This window comes from Streptomyces javensis, assembly GCF_039525925.1.
Lineage (GTDB): Bacteria > Actinomycetota > Actinomycetes > Streptomycetales > Streptomycetaceae > Streptomyces > Streptomyces asiaticus.
Genome location: NZ_BAAAIF010000098.1, coordinates 1 through 14,961, shown reverse-complemented (window position 1 = coordinate 14,961; position 14,961 = coordinate 1). Strand labels below are relative to the sequence as shown.

Genomic DNA, 14,961 nt, shown 5'->3' with positions numbered 1-14,961 from the left:
ACGGTTGACACTCCCGCCGGGCTCATTGACCATGCGCAAAGTGGGAGCGCTCCCACCCTGTTTCCGTCGTCCTGTCACCGTCGTCGGCACGGCCGTTGAGAAGGAGACCCCCGCGCATGACTCCGAGACCCCCGCGCATGACTTCGAGACCCCCGCGCATGACTCCGAGACCGAGGCGCATGACTTCGAGACCGAGGCGCATGACTCCGAGAGCCGCGCCGGTGGCCGTGGTGCTGGTGGTGGCCGCCACCGGTCTGGCCGGTTCCCACCAGGCGAGCGCCTTACCGGGTGGGGGAGCGCGGCCCGCCGCCTCCTCCGCCGCCCCGGAAGGCCCCGCCCTCAGCGTCGACACCACCACCGGCCGCAAGGCGATCGACCCGCACATCTACGGGATCAACTTCGCCGACGAGGCACTGGCCAAGGAACTGCGCCTGCCGGTCCGCCGGTGGGGCGGCAACGCAACCACCCGCTACAACTACAAGCTCGACGCGTACAACGCGGGCGCCGACTGGTACTTCGAGAACCTGTACTACGAGAACGGCACCGCGGACCTGCCGAACGGCTCGGAGGCCGACAAGTTCGTCGAGCAGAACCGCCGCACCGGCACCGACACCGTGCTGACCGTACCGATGAGCGGTTGGACGACCGCGGCGCGCAACGCCGCCTGCGGTTTCAGCATCGCCACGTACGGCCCCCAGAAGGCGAACGACGCCCAGTGGCGCCCGGACTGCGGCAACGGTGTGAAGACCGACGGTACGAACGTCACCGGCAATGACCCGGCCGAGACCAGCGTCCCCGCCGGTCCGGAGTTCACCAAGGGCTGGGTGCAGTATCTGAACCGCGCCTACGGCGCCGCGGACGACGGCGGCGTGCGCTTCTACAACCTCGACAACGAACCCGACCTGTGGTGGAGCACCCATCGTGACGTCCACCCAGAGGGCACGGGCTACGACGAAATGCGCGACAGCACCTACGCCACCGCGGCCGCCATCAAGGACGCCGACCCCGGGGCGAAGACCCTCGGCCCGGTCGGCTGGGGCTTCAACTCCCTGGTCTACTCCGGCCTCGACCAGAAGACCTGCAACGAGAAGGGCGGCGACTGCTGGTCCAACCCGCCCGACCGGGCGGCCCACGGCGGCCAGCTGTTCGCCCCCTGGTACCTCCAGCAGATGAAGGCGTACGAGCAGACGCACGACCGCCGCATCCTGGACTACTTCGACGAGCACATCTACCCCCAGCAGACCGGGGTGTTCGGCGGCAGCGTGGACGCGGCCACCCAGGCCCTGCGGCTGCGCTCCACGCGGCAGCTGTGGGACCCCACGTACGTGGACGAGAGCTGGATCAACCAGCCCGTCCAGTTCATCCCGCGCATGCGCTCCCTCGTCGACGAGAACTATCCGGGCACCAAGCTCGCCATCACCGAGTACAACTGGGGCGCGCTGGACCACATCAACGGGGCCCTCGCCCAGGCCGATGTGCTCGGCATCTTCGGACGGGAGGGGCTGGACCTCGCCACCCTGTGGGATCCGCCCACGTCCACCGAGCCCGGCGCCTTCGCGTTCCGCATGTTCCGCAACTACGACGGCGACGGCGGCTCCTTCGGCGACACCTCGGTCCACGCCGCCAGCGCCGACCAGGACAAGCTCGCGGTCTACGCGGCCCAGCGCAGCGGCGACAAGGCGCTGACCGTGATGGTCGTCAACAAGACCACCGGTGACCTCACCGCCCCGGTGTCCGTGACCGGCAGTACCGCGCCGGGCGGTTCGGCGCAGGTCTACCGCTACGGCCAGGACGATGTCACCGCCATCGAGCACCTGGCCGATCAGCCGCTGACCGACGGCGGTTTCACCACCACCTTCCCGGCCTACTCCATCACCGAGTACGTCCTGCCCGCCGGATCCTCCGAGGCGAAGCCGCCCACCGCGCCCGGCACCCCGGCCGCCACCGCCGTCGGCTCCGACCGGGCCACCCTCACCTGGGGCGCGTCCACCGCCGGATCGTCCCCGGTGGCGAGCTACCAGGTGTACTCCGGCGACACCGCGGGAGCCCCGGTCGCCACGGTCGACGCCCCCGCCACGAGCGCCACCGTCACGGGACTGTCCCCGGCCACCGCCTACACCTTCCGCGTCGTGGCCAAGGACACCGCGGGCCGCAGCTCCCCGCCATCGGCGCCGGTCAGGGTGACCACCACCGAGGCCCCGGCGGCCACCTGTACGGTCGGCTACGCGGTGGGCAACGACTGGGGCACCGGCTTCACGGCCACCGTCACGCTCACCAACAAGGGCCCCACCCTCAATGGCTGGCGTCTCGGCTTCTCCTTCACCGGCGACCAGAAGGTGGCAGGCGGCTGGAACGGCACCTGGCGCCAGAACGCCACCGCGGTCACCGTCGACGACGCGGGCTGGAACGCCACCCTGGCCACCGGCGGCTCCACCACCGTCGGCTTCAACGGCGCCTACGTCGGCGGCAACCCCGCGCCACGTGACTTCACCCTGAACGGCAAGCCCTGCACCGCACCCGGCACCGTGGCCGCCGCCCATATCGCGACCCCGGTCGGCCACGCGCCCGGCGCGGCCGCGGTGCCGCATCGGAGGAGGACGCGGTGACCGTGTGCCGACCCGGGCCCGGGTGCCTGCGCAGGCTCGAGGTTGCCCTGCTCGCCGCCGTGATTGCCCTGGCCGCGGCCCTGCTCACCGCGCCGGCCGAAGCGTCCGCCGCGAACGCGCTCAGCATGCGCGGCGCCGATGTGTCGACCGCGCAGCGGGCCCTCGACCTCGGCGCCACGTACTACGACGCGAACGGCAACGCCGCGGACCCGCTCGACATCCTCAAGGGCGCCGGGGTGAACTACGTCCGCCTGCGGGTCTGGAACAACCCCGCCAGCGGCTACAACAACAAGGCCAAGGTGCTGGCCTACGCGAAGACGGTCAAGGCCAAGGGCCTCAAGCTGCTGGTCGACTTCCACTACTCGGACACCTGGGCCGACCCGGGCCATCAGCGCAAGCCCGCGGCCTGGGCGAGCCATGGCATCGGACCGTTGCAGACCGACGTCTACAACTACACGTACGACGTCTGCAACAGCCTCAAGGCACAGGGCACAGCCCCGGACAGCGTGCAGATCGGCAACGAGATCAACGTCGGCATGCTGTGGAACGACGGCAAGGTGGTCAACAACGACTTCACCAACCTCAGCCTCCTGCTCAAGGCGGGCACAGACGCCACCAAGGCGTGCAACGGCGGCACCAAGGTGATCATCCACACCGCGAACGCGGACAGCGACGCCCATGCGCGCTGGTTCTACGACGGGATCAAGGCGAAGGGCGTCAGCTGGGACATCACCGGGCTGTCGTACTACTGCATGTGGCACGGCACGCTGTCCACCCTGTACGACGTCGTCGCCGACATGAGATCCCGGTACGGCAAGGACGTGGTCATCGCCGAGACCGCGTACCCCTTCACCACCGCGAACGCCGACAGCACCGGCAACTCGGTCACCTCCGGCTGCTCGGGCTATCCGCTCACCTGGACGGGCCAGGCCGCCAACTTCACCGACGTGCAGAACACCGCCCGCAACGCCGGTGCGATCGGTGTCTTCTACTGGGAGCCCACCTGGTACGCGGTCCCGGGAAACGGCTGGGATCCGGCCGACATCAACAACAGCGGGGACGGCTGGGACAACATGGCCGTCTTCAACTGGACCGGGCGACTGAACCCTACGATCAGATGGATCTCATAGCACCGGGCGGGCCAGGACCGAGCTTGGCCTGGCACGGCGACCGGACCGCGGATCAGCGTCCAGTTCCGGCCCAGCGGTGTGGGGTGACACGCCGCTACGGGACTGCAGCCGATGCGCCAAACTCGCCCCGGAGCGGGTCGGACTGGCCACCAGCCGACGCCGCCGGGTTCCGGGACTGCGGCGCGAGGAGGTCGCGGCCCTCGCCGGCGTGAGCACCGAGTGGTACACACGGCTGGAGAAGGGGCACATCAGCGGTGTCTCCGAGGACGTGCTGGAAGCGGTCGCCCAGGCATTGCTCCTCGACGAGGACGAGCGCACCTACCTGCTCGATCTGGCCAGAGCGGCTCGCCCCACTCGCCGCAGGTCGCACCGCCGCAAGGACGTCAAGATCCCGTCCCCCGTCCAATGGATGGTGGACTCCATGACCATGGCTCCCGCCTTCGTACGCAGCGGCCGTTTGGACATCATCGCGAGCAACGCGCACCACGACCGGGCCCTGCGCGAGCTCGTTGGCGAACTGTCCACGCTGAGCTCCGAGTTCCGCACCATGTGGGCCAGTCACGACGTCCGGATCCGTCACGAAGGCGTGCCTCAGCGGGCCGTCCACGACCTGATCATCTACACGGCCGAGCCCGGCACCGCCTCGGAGGACCGCCACAAACTTTTCGCCAGTTGGACAGCACCGCAGACCTCACCTACGGAACCACCCCGCCCGCCCCGCTGACCTCACGCGTTCATGAGGTGGCTGTCCAGGGATCGATCAGAAACACGAAAAGTGCCCTTGGCCTTCGCACCTCGTCAAGGCGGCGTCGCGCCTAGCCGAGCAGGAACCGGGCCTGGGAGCCGGAGCCGGTGGAGTCCATCCAGAACGAGATGATGGCCCGAGCCCCGGATGCCGCCCAGCCCGACGGAGCATGGGCGCCCAGCGCGAGGGTGAACGTGGCGTGGTCGGACCGTGCGCGGTCGAGCTGGGGGGCGTGGACCAGCTCGTCCGCCGTCGCGCCGCGCTTTCCCCACGGCAGGGGCTTGGTGCGGCGCTCGTTCATGATGTCGCCGTGCCAGAGCACACTCTTGGCGACGCCCTGATCGAGTACGTAGTCGACCCGGACGCCGAACAACGCCTCCGGGGACTTCGGCCGCCGCGACGGCAGTTCGGCGCGGACGTCCATCTCCAGGGTCGGCGGCAGGCCGCGGTACTCCGCTCCGCACAGGGCGGTGCCTTCGTCCTCCTCGACGCCCAGGTAGGCGACGGCACGCACGGCGTCGTAGCAGCCGTAGGCGTTGCCGCGCACCGAGGTCGACCGCTTCGACCCGTTCGACCCCTTCACCCTCGCGACACGGTCGGCGTAGGTGTGCTTCCGGACCAGGGTGGCGGACAGCCCGTCACGGTCCAGGACGGGGTGGTGCGAGGCGCTGCCGACCTCGAGGTACACCAGGCCGGGCCCCTCCACCGTCACCGTCTTCGACAGCGAACGCGAAGATCCACGCAGGCGCTCGGTCTCGCTGGGGTCGAAGTCGCTTCCACTGTCCTCCAGTGGGCTGCCGTGCTTCGCGTCGATGTGGTACACCTTCAACTCGGCGTCGCCCGGGTCGGACAGCGCGACGCCGCTCAGGTCCAACTCGATGGTCTGCGGCTTGTTGGACTCGTTCCACACCAGGACCGAGCCGCGGTATTCGTCACCGGACGCCATGGCGCCCACCCCGTCGGGCAGCCCACCCTGTACCGACGCGCGACGGTCCGGCATGCGCACGTAGCACTGCACGGCACGGAACGTCGCCGTACGCAGCGCCTCACCGTCCTTGAGGTCGATCATGTGCGACATCCAGCCGCTGATGGTGAAGGTCTGAAGGTCAGGTATCTGCACCGCCGTCGCCAACGCCCCCATCATGCGGGCCGCCTCCAGCGTGGTCCCCCCGCTCTTCTCCCACGTCCCCGGTTCGAACACGCCGAACTGTGCCTGGATGATCGGAACGGTGTTGAAGTCATCGCCCAGCGCGTCGCGCGCGCCATCGACATGGTCGGAGAGGTCGTCGCCGTAGTTGTTCAGGGTGAGGTAGTCGAACGGCAGCTGGGGGTTGGCCTTGCGCCGTTCCCGCAGCTCGTCAATGGCGACCTCCAGGTAGCTCCGGCCGCCGAACTCCCGCTTCGGTTTTGAGTTGGGCGGAATGAAACTCGCCAGTCCGAACAGCCCCTTGGGGCCCATCGCGCTGGCGTAGGCGTCGTAGATGTCGACCATCTGCCGGATCGAGGCGAGGTCAGGGCGCCCGGTGAGGTTGTGGCTCGGCTCGTTCCACATGCACCAGGTGACCGGATGGTCGTTGTAGAGCCGCGCCCACTTGCCCATCGCGTCCGCGGCGGCCTTCACGTCCGTCGGGACGGGGAACTTGTGCGGACGGTGGGCCTTCTCGGTCTGCTCCCACTGCTTGGGCGCACCTTCCACCTGGTACATCGCCTCGATGCGACGCCGCCGCAACTCGCTCTGCATCTTGTCGAGGAAGGAGTTGCGATGTACCTGGACCTCGCCATCGCTCACCTCGATCGGGTACGGCTTCATCGAGTCGTAATCCGTGTCCGGAAAGCGGAGTTCGGCGTCGTAGACCGCCGGACGGATTTCGTCCAGGTACCGCAGACTGTCCAGGATCTTGTCGGAGTTGAGTGCGCGCCCCACGCCGATCTTTGACTTGAGCAGCGGAAAGAACGCCGACTTGCCGAAGTCGACGTGGAGGGTGGTTGACGCGGACGCGGACGAGGAGGTTCGGCAACCACCAAGGACCGCCACAGCCCCGATTCCGGCCGCAGCCGTCAGAACATTGCGTCGGGTGCGCAGGGTGGGGTTGTCCGATTCCGGTGGCCGATTCACTTCTACTCCTAAGTCACGAGCTCTTGCTACGCGGGCGGACCTGCCCCCGGGGCTGGGGTGGCGGGGCTCCCTGTCCTGAGGGGCCGCTGGCCGGCAGTCGCCTGATGAGGACCGGCGGGTGTCGCCGTTCTCGATCAACACCACGAGCACACTGGGCTGATCGGTTCCCGACCGGACCTGTGCGTTCTCTGCGGCGGATCACCCCGCGTGGGCCTCCGGCGCAGCCAACGTTATAGCGTTTCGTGCACCGTTCGACTTCGTTGCCCGTCGTAGCGACTGACGGGCAACAAGCCGAGGGCACGCACGTGTAAGGAGCGCAAAGTCATGGCACGACCAGAGTCCGGTAAGAGGTTCATTGGCTGGGCCGCCGCGGCCACGTTGCTGGCGGCGGCGCCGCTCATGGCGGCGTGCTCGGGCGGCTCGCAGTCCTCTTCCGCCTCGCAGAGCAGCAGCGCCTCTCCATCGGCCGACACACCGAACGACTCCGACGCCTCGTCGGGGGACGGCTCCAGCGCACAGGAGGGCGGTCAGTCCACCGTGCCCTCCGCGGTCGGCGCCTGGGTCAGCGCGGTCATCGAGAAGGACGCGAAGCAGGTGTGCCTGCTCTCCGCGGTGCCGGGCGGCGGCTCGACCCCGAAGGCCGCCACCTCCCAGACGTGCAACGCGTCGATGACGGAGAAGCTGGGCCCCGGGTTGGATTCCATGAGTCGGGCGTTCTCGCCACAGAACGCCTCCGGCAAGCCGACGGTGAAGGTCGACGCGCCCACCCCCAAGGGCGACGAGGCGATCGTCCCAGCGTCCAAGATCAGCGTCGACGGAAAGCCCCTGCGGGCGATCATGCTGTCCCACTCGAACGGCGACGACCCGAAGTCCTTCACGTCCAATGTGAAAACCGACAAGATCGACGGGAAGTGGTACATCGGCGACTTCACCATGGGTAACGGTAGCCAAACGCTTCGGCCTCAAGGGCAGTAGCTGAGGCGTGGCGTGATCGCCCATGCGCCCTCGGGCTGGTCGGACTCCGGCGCTCGGGCGATTCATCTTGTTCTGGACGGACTCCAACGGTCCCGGTTCCCGGACGAGGTTCCTGCTCGGCCAGACGCCGCTCCTGCACACAGAACGACTTCGGCGTGGGCCGTGGAAAGGGAAAGCACGTGAAGCAGAATGATCTCGCGGTGTCGCGGCGTTGGCTGATCGGGGCCTCGGGCGCGGTCCTCCTCGCCGCCGGGTGCTCGAAGAACGATGGCGGAGGGGACAGCAGCGGCTCAGGCGGCAGCGACGGTTCCGTCGGTACCGAGGGCGACGGCGGCAGCGACGACTCCGGCGGCGGGTCGGCTCCGGACGGTGTGCTCGGCGGCAACTTCAATGAGGACCCCACCGGCTGTGGTTTCACCGAGCTCGAGGGTGTGAAGGCCAGTTGGCTGCGCGGCTTCGTCGCCATCCGCGACAAGGAGGAGACCGGTGCCACGCAGGACCGGGCCATCTCCACTCTGCTCAACGCCTCCGAGCGCGGCTACGGCACCATTCTCAGTCTCAAGCTCCCGCACAACGACAAGCCTTTCCCGGCCCCGGACAGCTCCGGGATGGACGACCTCCTGGCCAAGGTCGACAAGGTGCTGGACACCGTCATGGACAAGGTGAACATCCTCGTCGTCGGCAACGAGCCGTTCATCGAGAGCCGCAAGGAGGACTGGAACGGCCCGCTGGGTGACTTCTACGAGAAGGTCGCCGAGCATGTGCTCGCCTACCGGGCCGAACACAGCGGTAAGAGCAGCCGTACCCGCATCTACATGGGCGCTCTCAACCACCTCGACGAGCCCGAGTGGCGCGGCGAGGGCGCGGAGCGGTGGATGGAGTTCGCGCGGAAGACCGACGGGATCGAGGGGGTGGACATCCATCCCCACGTGTCGTCGATGGCGAACGCCAAGCAGTACCTCGACTTCGTGGTGCCGCGGCTGGGGGACGGGCAGAAGTTCCTGGTCACCGAGTTCTCCCTGGTGCAGCTGTGGCGGCAGCACATGAAGGACCCGATTCCGCGCCAGTTCGCCGAGCGTTACGAGATGAGCCCCGACACCAAGGTGTGGGAGGCGATCAAGCAGGCGATCGACCACCCGTGGTCGCAGCGCCAGTGGCAGGACCTGCTCGCCATGAGCCCCTGGTACGCGAGCCACAAGCACTGGCTGAGCACCCAGGTCAAGCAGTTCCGCGCCACCGGCAAGCTCGCCGTGGCCACCTACGGCGTGGTCCAGGGGGCCGCCATGACCAAGGACTTCGGACCGAAGAAGCCGCCGTGGCTGCTGAACAGCCTGTACGCGAGCCGCACCGCTCGGCCCGAGGACGGGTCGTCGACGCCCGCCCAGAGCCTCGGCTGGTACGACGGCTTCCGGGCCCTCCAGCGCGAGCAGGACAAGCTGCCGGTGAACACCGGCAGCGTCCCCACCTGACCCGAGGCGACAGCCCCTGTGGCCGGAGGCCGGGATGGCGCGAGGCCACACCCGCCGACGCAGATCAGGCGAAGAGCTGGTCCCGTTGTGGTCCGAGGAGCTCCCGGGCGGCGGGTCGCCTCGCCGCCCACTCCCCGAGCCCGCGCAGGTGGCAACGACGCACTACGCGTCCTGGCCCGTGCGGTCGCCGGGGAGGTATTCGTGCCTCCGTCCTGGGGATGTTGTGCGTTCGCCGGCGACCGGGGCCTGCTGCATCCGGAGCTCACCGGGTCGGCCACCGCGGCGCGGGCGAAGGAGGTCCGGGCGTACGCCGCGGATGCGCACACGTCGTCCAACCGGACCCGCGAGTCCCCGAGGCCATTCACCGCGCCCCGACCCGACTGGTCAGCGGCCGGCTGATCACCTGGTACGGCCCCTCGCTGGCACTGCCTCTGTGTTCCTCTTCACACCCTCCTCGCCTCCAGTAATTTACTAGGACGTCCTACTATCTCTTCAGTCGGCGCCTCTGACCTGTCTGGGAAGGCCCTCATGAGCGATCTGCACCGTCCCGTGCACCCCGTCCGTCTGGTTACCGCCTCGGCGTTGTTCGACGGGCATGACGCGTCGATCAACATCATGCGGCGGATCTTCCAGTCCCAGGGCGCGGAGGTGATCCACCTCGGTCACAACCGGTCGGTGCGGGAGGTGGTGGACGCGGCGCTGGAGGAGGACGCGCACGGTGTCGCGGTCTCCTCCTACCAGGGCGGTCACGTGGAGTACTTCGAGTACCTCGTGGAGTCGCTGCGCGCGCAGGGCGCGGAACACGTCCGTGTCGTGGGTGGCGGGGGCGGTGTGATCGTGCCCGAGGAGATCAACCGGCTGCGCGACAGCGGAGTGACCATCTTCTCTCCCGAGGACGGGCAGCGGATGGGCCTGGCCGGGATGGTCAACTCGGTGGTGAAGGACTGCGACTTCGGTCTGTGGGATCGGCAACCGGCCGATGTCGCCGCCGTGCTGGCGGGCGACCGGTTCGCCATCGCCCGCGCCATCACCGGCGCCGAACTGGGCAAGCTGCCATCGGACTTCCTGGAGCAGGTGCGCGCCGCGGCCACGGCGCGGGTCACCCCGGTGCTCGGCATCACCGGCACCGGCGGTTCGGGCAAGTCGTCGCTCACCGACGAGCTGGTGCGCCGCTTCCGCGTCGACCAGCAGGACAAACTGCGAATCGCGGTGATCGCCGTCGACCCGACCCGCCGCCGCGGGGGAGGGGCGCTGCTCGGCGACCGCATCCGCATGAACTCCCTCGACGGCAACCGGGTGTTCTTCCGGAGCCTGGCCACCCGCGGCAGCCGTGAGCTGCCCGAGCACCTGTCCGACGTGATCGACGTGGTGAAGGCCGCCGGGTTCGACCTGGTGATCGTGGAGACGCCGGGCATCGGCCAGGGCGACGCGGCGATCGTGCCGTTCGTCGACACCTCGATGTACGTGATGACGCCCGAGTTCGGCGCCGCCTCGCAGTTGGAGAAGATCGACATGCTCGACTTCGCCGACGTCGTGGCGATCAACAAGTTCGAGCGGCGCGGCGCCAAGGACGCGCTGCGCGACGTGGGCCGTCAACTGGTCCGCAACCGCGAGGCGTTCGGCATGCGGCCCGAGGACATGCCGGTGTACGGCTCCTCGGCCGCCACGTTCAACGACGACGGCGTCACCGCGCTCCACCAGTACCTGAAGACCGCGCTGGCCGAGAAGGGCCTGCCGCTGTCCGAGGGCACCCTGGCGCCGGTCGACGTGCGGCACTCCTCCGGCATCCGGCGGGTGGTTCCCGCGGAGCGGGCACGCTACCTCGCCGAGATCAGCGAGACGGTCCGCGGGTACCACGCCGAGACCGGCCGGCTGGTCGAAGCGGCACGGCGCGTGCAGCGTCTGGAGGCGGTCACGGCCGAGCTCGTCGAGGCGGGGTCCGACGCCGGGAACGTACGGTCGCTGCTCGAGGACGCCCGCAGGCAGCTCCCGTACGACATCACGGAGCAAATCGGGAACTGGCCCGCCGTCATCGCCTCCTACTCCGGCGATGAGCAGGTCGTGAAGATCCGGGACAAGGAGATCCGCACCAAGCTGACCCGCGAGTCGCTGTCCGGCAACAAGATCCCCCGGGTCGCCCTGCCCCGCTTCACCGACCACGGGGAACTGGTGCGGTTCTGGCGCGGGGAGAACCTGCCCGGCCACTTTCCCTTCACCGCGGGGGTGTTCCCCTTCAAGCGCGACAACGAGGATCCGGCGCGGATGTTCGCCGGCGAGGGCGGCCCGTTCCGCACCAACCGGCGCTTCAAGCTGCTCTCCGAGGGCCAACCGGCCACCCGCCTGTCCACGGCCTTCGACTCCGTCACCCTCTATGGTCGCGACCCCGACGAACGCCCCGACAACTACGGCAAGGTCGGCACGTCCGGCGTCTCGGTGGCCACGCTGGAGGACATGAAGGCGCTCTACGACGGTTTCGACCTCGTCGCGCCCACCACCTCGGTCTCCATGACGATCAACGGGCCCGCGCCGACCATCCTGGCCTTCTTCCTCAACACCGCCGTCGACCAGCAGATCGACCGGTTCCGGGAGACCGAGGGACGCGAACCGTCGCCCGAGGAGGCGGCCGAACTCCGCGCACACGCCCTGGGAAGCGTGCGCGGCACGGTGCAGGCCGACATCCTCAAGGAGGACCAGGGCCAGAACACCTGCCTGTTCTCCACCGAGTTCAGCCTGCGGATGATGGCCGACATCCAGGAGTGGTTCATCGCCCACAAGGTCCGCAACTTCTACTCGGTGTCCATCTCCGGCTACCACATCGCCGAGGCCGGCGCGAACCCCATCAGCCAGCTCGCCTTCACCCTGGCCAACGGCTTCACCTACGTCGAGGCGTACCTCGCCCGCGGCATGCACATCGACGACTTCTCCCCGAACCTGTCGTTCTTCTTCTCCAACGGCATGGACCCCGAGTACTCCGTCCTCGGCCGGGTCGCCCGCCGCATCTGGGCCGTGGCGATGAAGGAGAAGTACGGCGCGAACGAGCGCAGCCAGAAGCTGAAGTACCACGTCCAGACATCCGGCCGCTCGCTGCACGCCCAGGAGATGGACTTCAACGACATCCGCACCACCCTCCAGGCGCTCATCGCGATCTACGACAACTGCAACAGCCTGCACACCAACGCCTACGACGAGGCGGTCACCACCCCCACCGAGGACTCGGTCCGCCGGGCCCTGGCCATCCAGCTGATCATCAACCGGGAGTGGGGGCTGGCGATGAACGAGAACCCCCTACAGGGGTCGTTCATCATCGACGAGCTCACCGACCTGGTGGAGGAGGCCGTACTCGCGGAGTTCGAGCGGATCAGCGAGCGCGGCGGCGTGCTCGGAGCCATGGAGACCGGCTACCAGCGCGGCCGCATCCAGGACGAGTCGATGCTGTATGAGCAGCGCAAGCACGACGGCACGCTGCCGGTCATCGGCGTCAACACCTTCCGCAACCCGCATGCGGACACCGCCGAGCCGGATGCCATCGAGCTGGCGCGCGCCACCGAGGAGGAGAAGAAGTCCCAGCTCGCGCGCGTACGGGATTTCCAGGCCCGCCATCACGAGACGGCCCATGCCGCGCTGGCCGCCCTCAAGGACGCGGCGGTGAGTGACCGCAATGTCTTCGCCGTCCTCATGGACGCCGCCCGGGTCTGCTCGCTACAGCAGATCACCGACGCCTTCTTCGAGGTCGGCGGCCAGTACCGGCGCAACGTCTGACTGAATGGAGAGGATCTCCGATGCATCCCGTCACCCGTCTCGGCGTCGTCGGCTGCGGTCTCATGGGCTCCGGCATCGCCGAAGTCGCCGCCCGCCACGGCATCGACGTCCGCGTCGCCGAAGCCACGCCTGACGCGCTCGCGGCAGGCCGCCGACGCGTCATCGCCTCCCTGGACCGGGGCGTCAAGCGGGGCAAACTCGGTGAGGAACAGCGCGATCGAGCGCTCGCGGGGCTGTCCTTCACCCATGACCTCGGCGAACTGGCCGACCGTCAGTTCGTCATCGAGGCCGTCGCCGAGAACCGCGACATCAAGACCGACATCTTCAAGGCCCTGGACAAGGCGGTGGAGGATCCCTCGGCGATCCTGGCCACCAACACCTCTTCCATCCCCGTCGTCGACCTCGCCGTCACCACCGGGCGGCCCGGCCAGGTCATCGGCATGCACTTCTTCAACCCCGTCCCCGTACAGCGACTGGTCGAGCTGGTCCCGGCCCTGACCACCAGCGAGGAAACCCTACGGCGCACCCGCGACTTCGCCGGACAGCTCGGCAAGCAGGCCATCCAGGCACCCGACCGCTCCGGCTTCGTCGTCAACGCCCTGCTGATCCCGTATCTGCTGAGCGCGGTCCGGATGGTGGAATCGGGCTCCGCACGTCCGGAGGACATCGACCAGGGCATGGAACTCGGCTGCGCCCACCCCATGGGGCCGCTCCGCCTCCTCGACCTCATCGGACTCGACACCGCGCGCGCGATAGCCGAGTCGATGTACGAGGAGCTCAAGGAACCCCTGTACGCACCGCCCGCCCTGCTGCGGCGCATGGTCGCGGCGGGGCACCTCGGCCGCAAGAGCGGTCGTGGCTTCTACACCTACGGTGACTGAAGAACGGCAAGTCGGCCATGGTCTCGAATGGAACTCAGTATCAAGGGAAAAGGAGCTGAGTTTCACGGCTTGCGGGGTGGGGAGGCGGCGCGGGCGGTCAGTGCTCGTCGAGAGTGGACTCGATCTCGCGGACGACACGCCACATCGGCGCCTTGCGCCTGGCGATCAGGACGACAACGTCGTCGGTGTCCTCCTCGCCGGGCCCCGCGCCCTGACCTTCCGGCCCCCAGGAGCGCCGGACGAACTCCAGCGCCTCGTTCATGCGGGCCGAGGGATGCTCCTGCCCGCCGGAGCGGAGCCATGCGCGCAGTGCGTTGTTGTGAGCGGCCACCACGGAGGCGGCGATCACATCGGCGCGCAGCGTTCCGTCGGGTCCGTGCGCGAAGCGGCGGCGCAAGTAGTCGGCGAGGGTGCGTTCGTATCGCCACACCACGGACAGCTCGTGATGACGGAGCCCTGGAACGCTCTTGGTCAGTCGGTATCTCTGTACGGCGAAGGAGGGGTCGTCGGCGTACATCCGCATGACGATGCGTGCCGCATCGCAGACCCGGGCCACCGGGTCCTCCGTGCCGCTTCCCTCCTGGAGGAAGGCCGTCATCTCCGCCAGACAGCCTTCGTGGTCGGGGAAGACCACGTCCTCCTTGGAGGGGAAGTACCGGAAGAAGGAACTCCTGCCCACACCCGCGAGCCGGACGATGTCGTCGACCGTGGTCTGCTCGAACCCACGGGTGGTGAAGAGCTCGAATGCCGCGGCGATCAGGGCGTCTCGCTTGGACCGCTTCGCGGAGCCGCCGACTCCCGGGCCGCGCCCCTGTGCCTCGCTCATGTCGGGGAACATAACACCGCCTCTCCTCGATCCCCGGTCGGCGACCCCGGCCGCCGTGGTCTCTGGACCGTGGACCATTGGAACTCAGTGTGCATAATTTAGGTACTGAGTATCATGTCCGGAGCCAAGCTCACCTCCTTCGTGCCCCTGCCGGGCTCGTGACATGAGCAGAGACCGAGGTATCCCCCCGCCATGAATCAGGATTTCGACCTCTACCGGCCGTCGGAGGAGCACGAGATGCTCCGCGCCTGGATTCGGTCGCTGGCCGAGGCGAAGATCGCGCCATACGCCGCCGAGGTGGACGAACAGAGCCGCTTCCCGGCCGAGGCCCTCAAGGCGCTGGTCGCCGCCGACCTGCACGCGGTGCACGTCCCCGAGTCCTACGGCGGCTCGGGCGCGGACGCGCTGGCCACCGTGATCGTCATCGAGGAGGTCGCCCGGGTCTGCGCCTCCT

Annotated in this window: 10 protein-coding genes; 8 read left to right on the top strand and 2 right to left on the bottom strand. The window is 68.5% G+C overall.

The window, feature by feature from the left end; all coding sequences use genetic code 11:
* Nucleotides 1–200 precede the first annotated feature (200 nt).
* The 3 genes from ABD329_RS43960 (at nucleotide 201) to ABD329_RS43950 (ending at nucleotide 4,460) form a co-directional block, all read left to right on the top strand.
* A complete protein-coding gene (locus ABD329_RS43960; RefSeq protein WP_198276574.1) occupies nucleotides 201–2,606 on the top strand; it encodes a glycoside hydrolase family 44 protein in 2,406 nt (801 codons plus the stop codon).
* Nucleotides 2,603–3,736 (top strand): glycoside hydrolase family 53 protein, encoded by a 1,134-nt coding sequence (locus ABD329_RS43955; protein ID WP_309142689.1) that lies wholly within the window; start codon nucleotides 2,603–2,605, stop codon nucleotides 3,734–3,736. Before ABD329_RS43960 ends, ABD329_RS43955 begins: the two co-directional genes overlap by 4 nt.
* A gap of 76 nt (nucleotides 3,737–3,812) precedes the next feature.
* On the top strand, nucleotides 3,813–4,460 hold the full coding sequence (locus tag ABD329_RS43950) for an MmyB family transcriptional regulator (protein WP_198276573.1): 648 nt from the start codon (nucleotides 3,813–3,815) through the stop codon (nucleotides 4,458–4,460).
* A 91-nt stretch (nucleotides 4,461–4,551) separates the two neighbouring features.
* On the opposite strand, the gene ABD329_RS43945 is transcribed toward ABD329_RS43950, so the two are convergent.
* A complete protein-coding gene (locus tag ABD329_RS43945; RefSeq protein WP_198276572.1) occupies nucleotides 4,552–6,597 on the bottom strand; it encodes a hypothetical protein in 2,046 nt (681 codons plus the stop codon).
* A 324-nt stretch (nucleotides 6,598–6,921) separates the two neighbouring features.
* Here ABD329_RS43945 and ABD329_RS43940 point away from each other — a divergent pair, with 324 nt between their 5' ends.
* The 4 genes from ABD329_RS43940 (at nucleotide 6,922) to ABD329_RS43920 (ending at nucleotide 13,681) form a co-directional block, all read left to right on the top strand.
* Nucleotides 6,922–7,572 carry a hypothetical protein gene (locus tag ABD329_RS43940; RefSeq protein ID WP_198276571.1) on the top strand — a complete coding sequence of 217 codons (651 nt, stop codon included), beginning with the start codon at nucleotides 6,922–6,924 and terminating at the stop codon, nucleotides 7,570–7,572.
* Nucleotides 7,573–7,751: 179 nt separating this feature from the next.
* Entirely contained in the window at nucleotides 7,752–9,041 is a 1,290-nt protein-coding gene (locus ABD329_RS43935; protein WP_309142688.1) for a hypothetical protein, read from the top strand.
* A 528-nt stretch (nucleotides 9,042–9,569) separates the two neighbouring features.
* Nucleotides 9,570–12,800, top strand: a complete 3,231-nt coding sequence (gene icmF / locus ABD329_RS43925; RefSeq protein WP_198276570.1) for a fused isobutyryl-CoA mutase/GTPase IcmF — start codon at nucleotides 9,570–9,572, stop codon at nucleotides 12,798–12,800.
* Between the two features lie 20 nt (nucleotides 12,801–12,820).
* A complete protein-coding gene (locus ABD329_RS43920; RefSeq protein WP_198276569.1) occupies nucleotides 12,821–13,681 on the top strand; it encodes a 3-hydroxybutyryl-CoA dehydrogenase in 861 nt (286 codons plus the stop codon).
* 97 nt (nucleotides 13,682–13,778) lie between these two features.
* On the opposite strand, the gene ABD329_RS43915 is transcribed toward ABD329_RS43920, so the two are convergent.
* Complete coding sequence (locus tag ABD329_RS43915) at nucleotides 13,779–14,507, bottom strand: TetR family transcriptional regulator (protein ID WP_198276568.1); 729 nt, start codon at nucleotides 14,505–14,507, stop codon at nucleotides 13,779–13,781.
* A 192-nt stretch (nucleotides 14,508–14,699) separates the two neighbouring features.
* Here ABD329_RS43915 and ABD329_RS43910 point away from each other — a divergent pair.
* A partial coding sequence (locus tag ABD329_RS43910) for an acyl-CoA dehydrogenase family protein (RefSeq protein ID WP_344317920.1) occupies nucleotides 14,700–14,961 on the top strand: 262 nt, incomplete at its 3' end.

Coding starts and splice junctions, on each gene's coding strand:
- ABD329_RS43960 (WP_198276574.1), top strand. CDS start 201: ATGACTCCGAGAGCCGCGCCGGTGGCCGTGGTGCTGGTGGTGGCCGCC.
- ABD329_RS43940 (WP_198276571.1), top strand. CDS start 6,922: ATGGCACGACCAGAGTCCGGTAAGAGGTTCATTGGCTGGGCCGCCGCG.
- icmF (WP_198276570.1), top strand. CDS start 9,570: ATGAGCGATCTGCACCGTCCCGTGCACCCCGTCCGTCTGGTTACCGCC.
- ABD329_RS43920 (WP_198276569.1), top strand. CDS start 12,821: ATGCATCCCGTCACCCGTCTCGGCGTCGTCGGCTGCGGTCTCATGGGC.
- ABD329_RS43915 (WP_198276568.1), bottom strand. CDS start 14,507: ATGAGCGAGGCACAGGGGCGCGGCCCGGGAGTCGGCGGCTCCGCGAAG.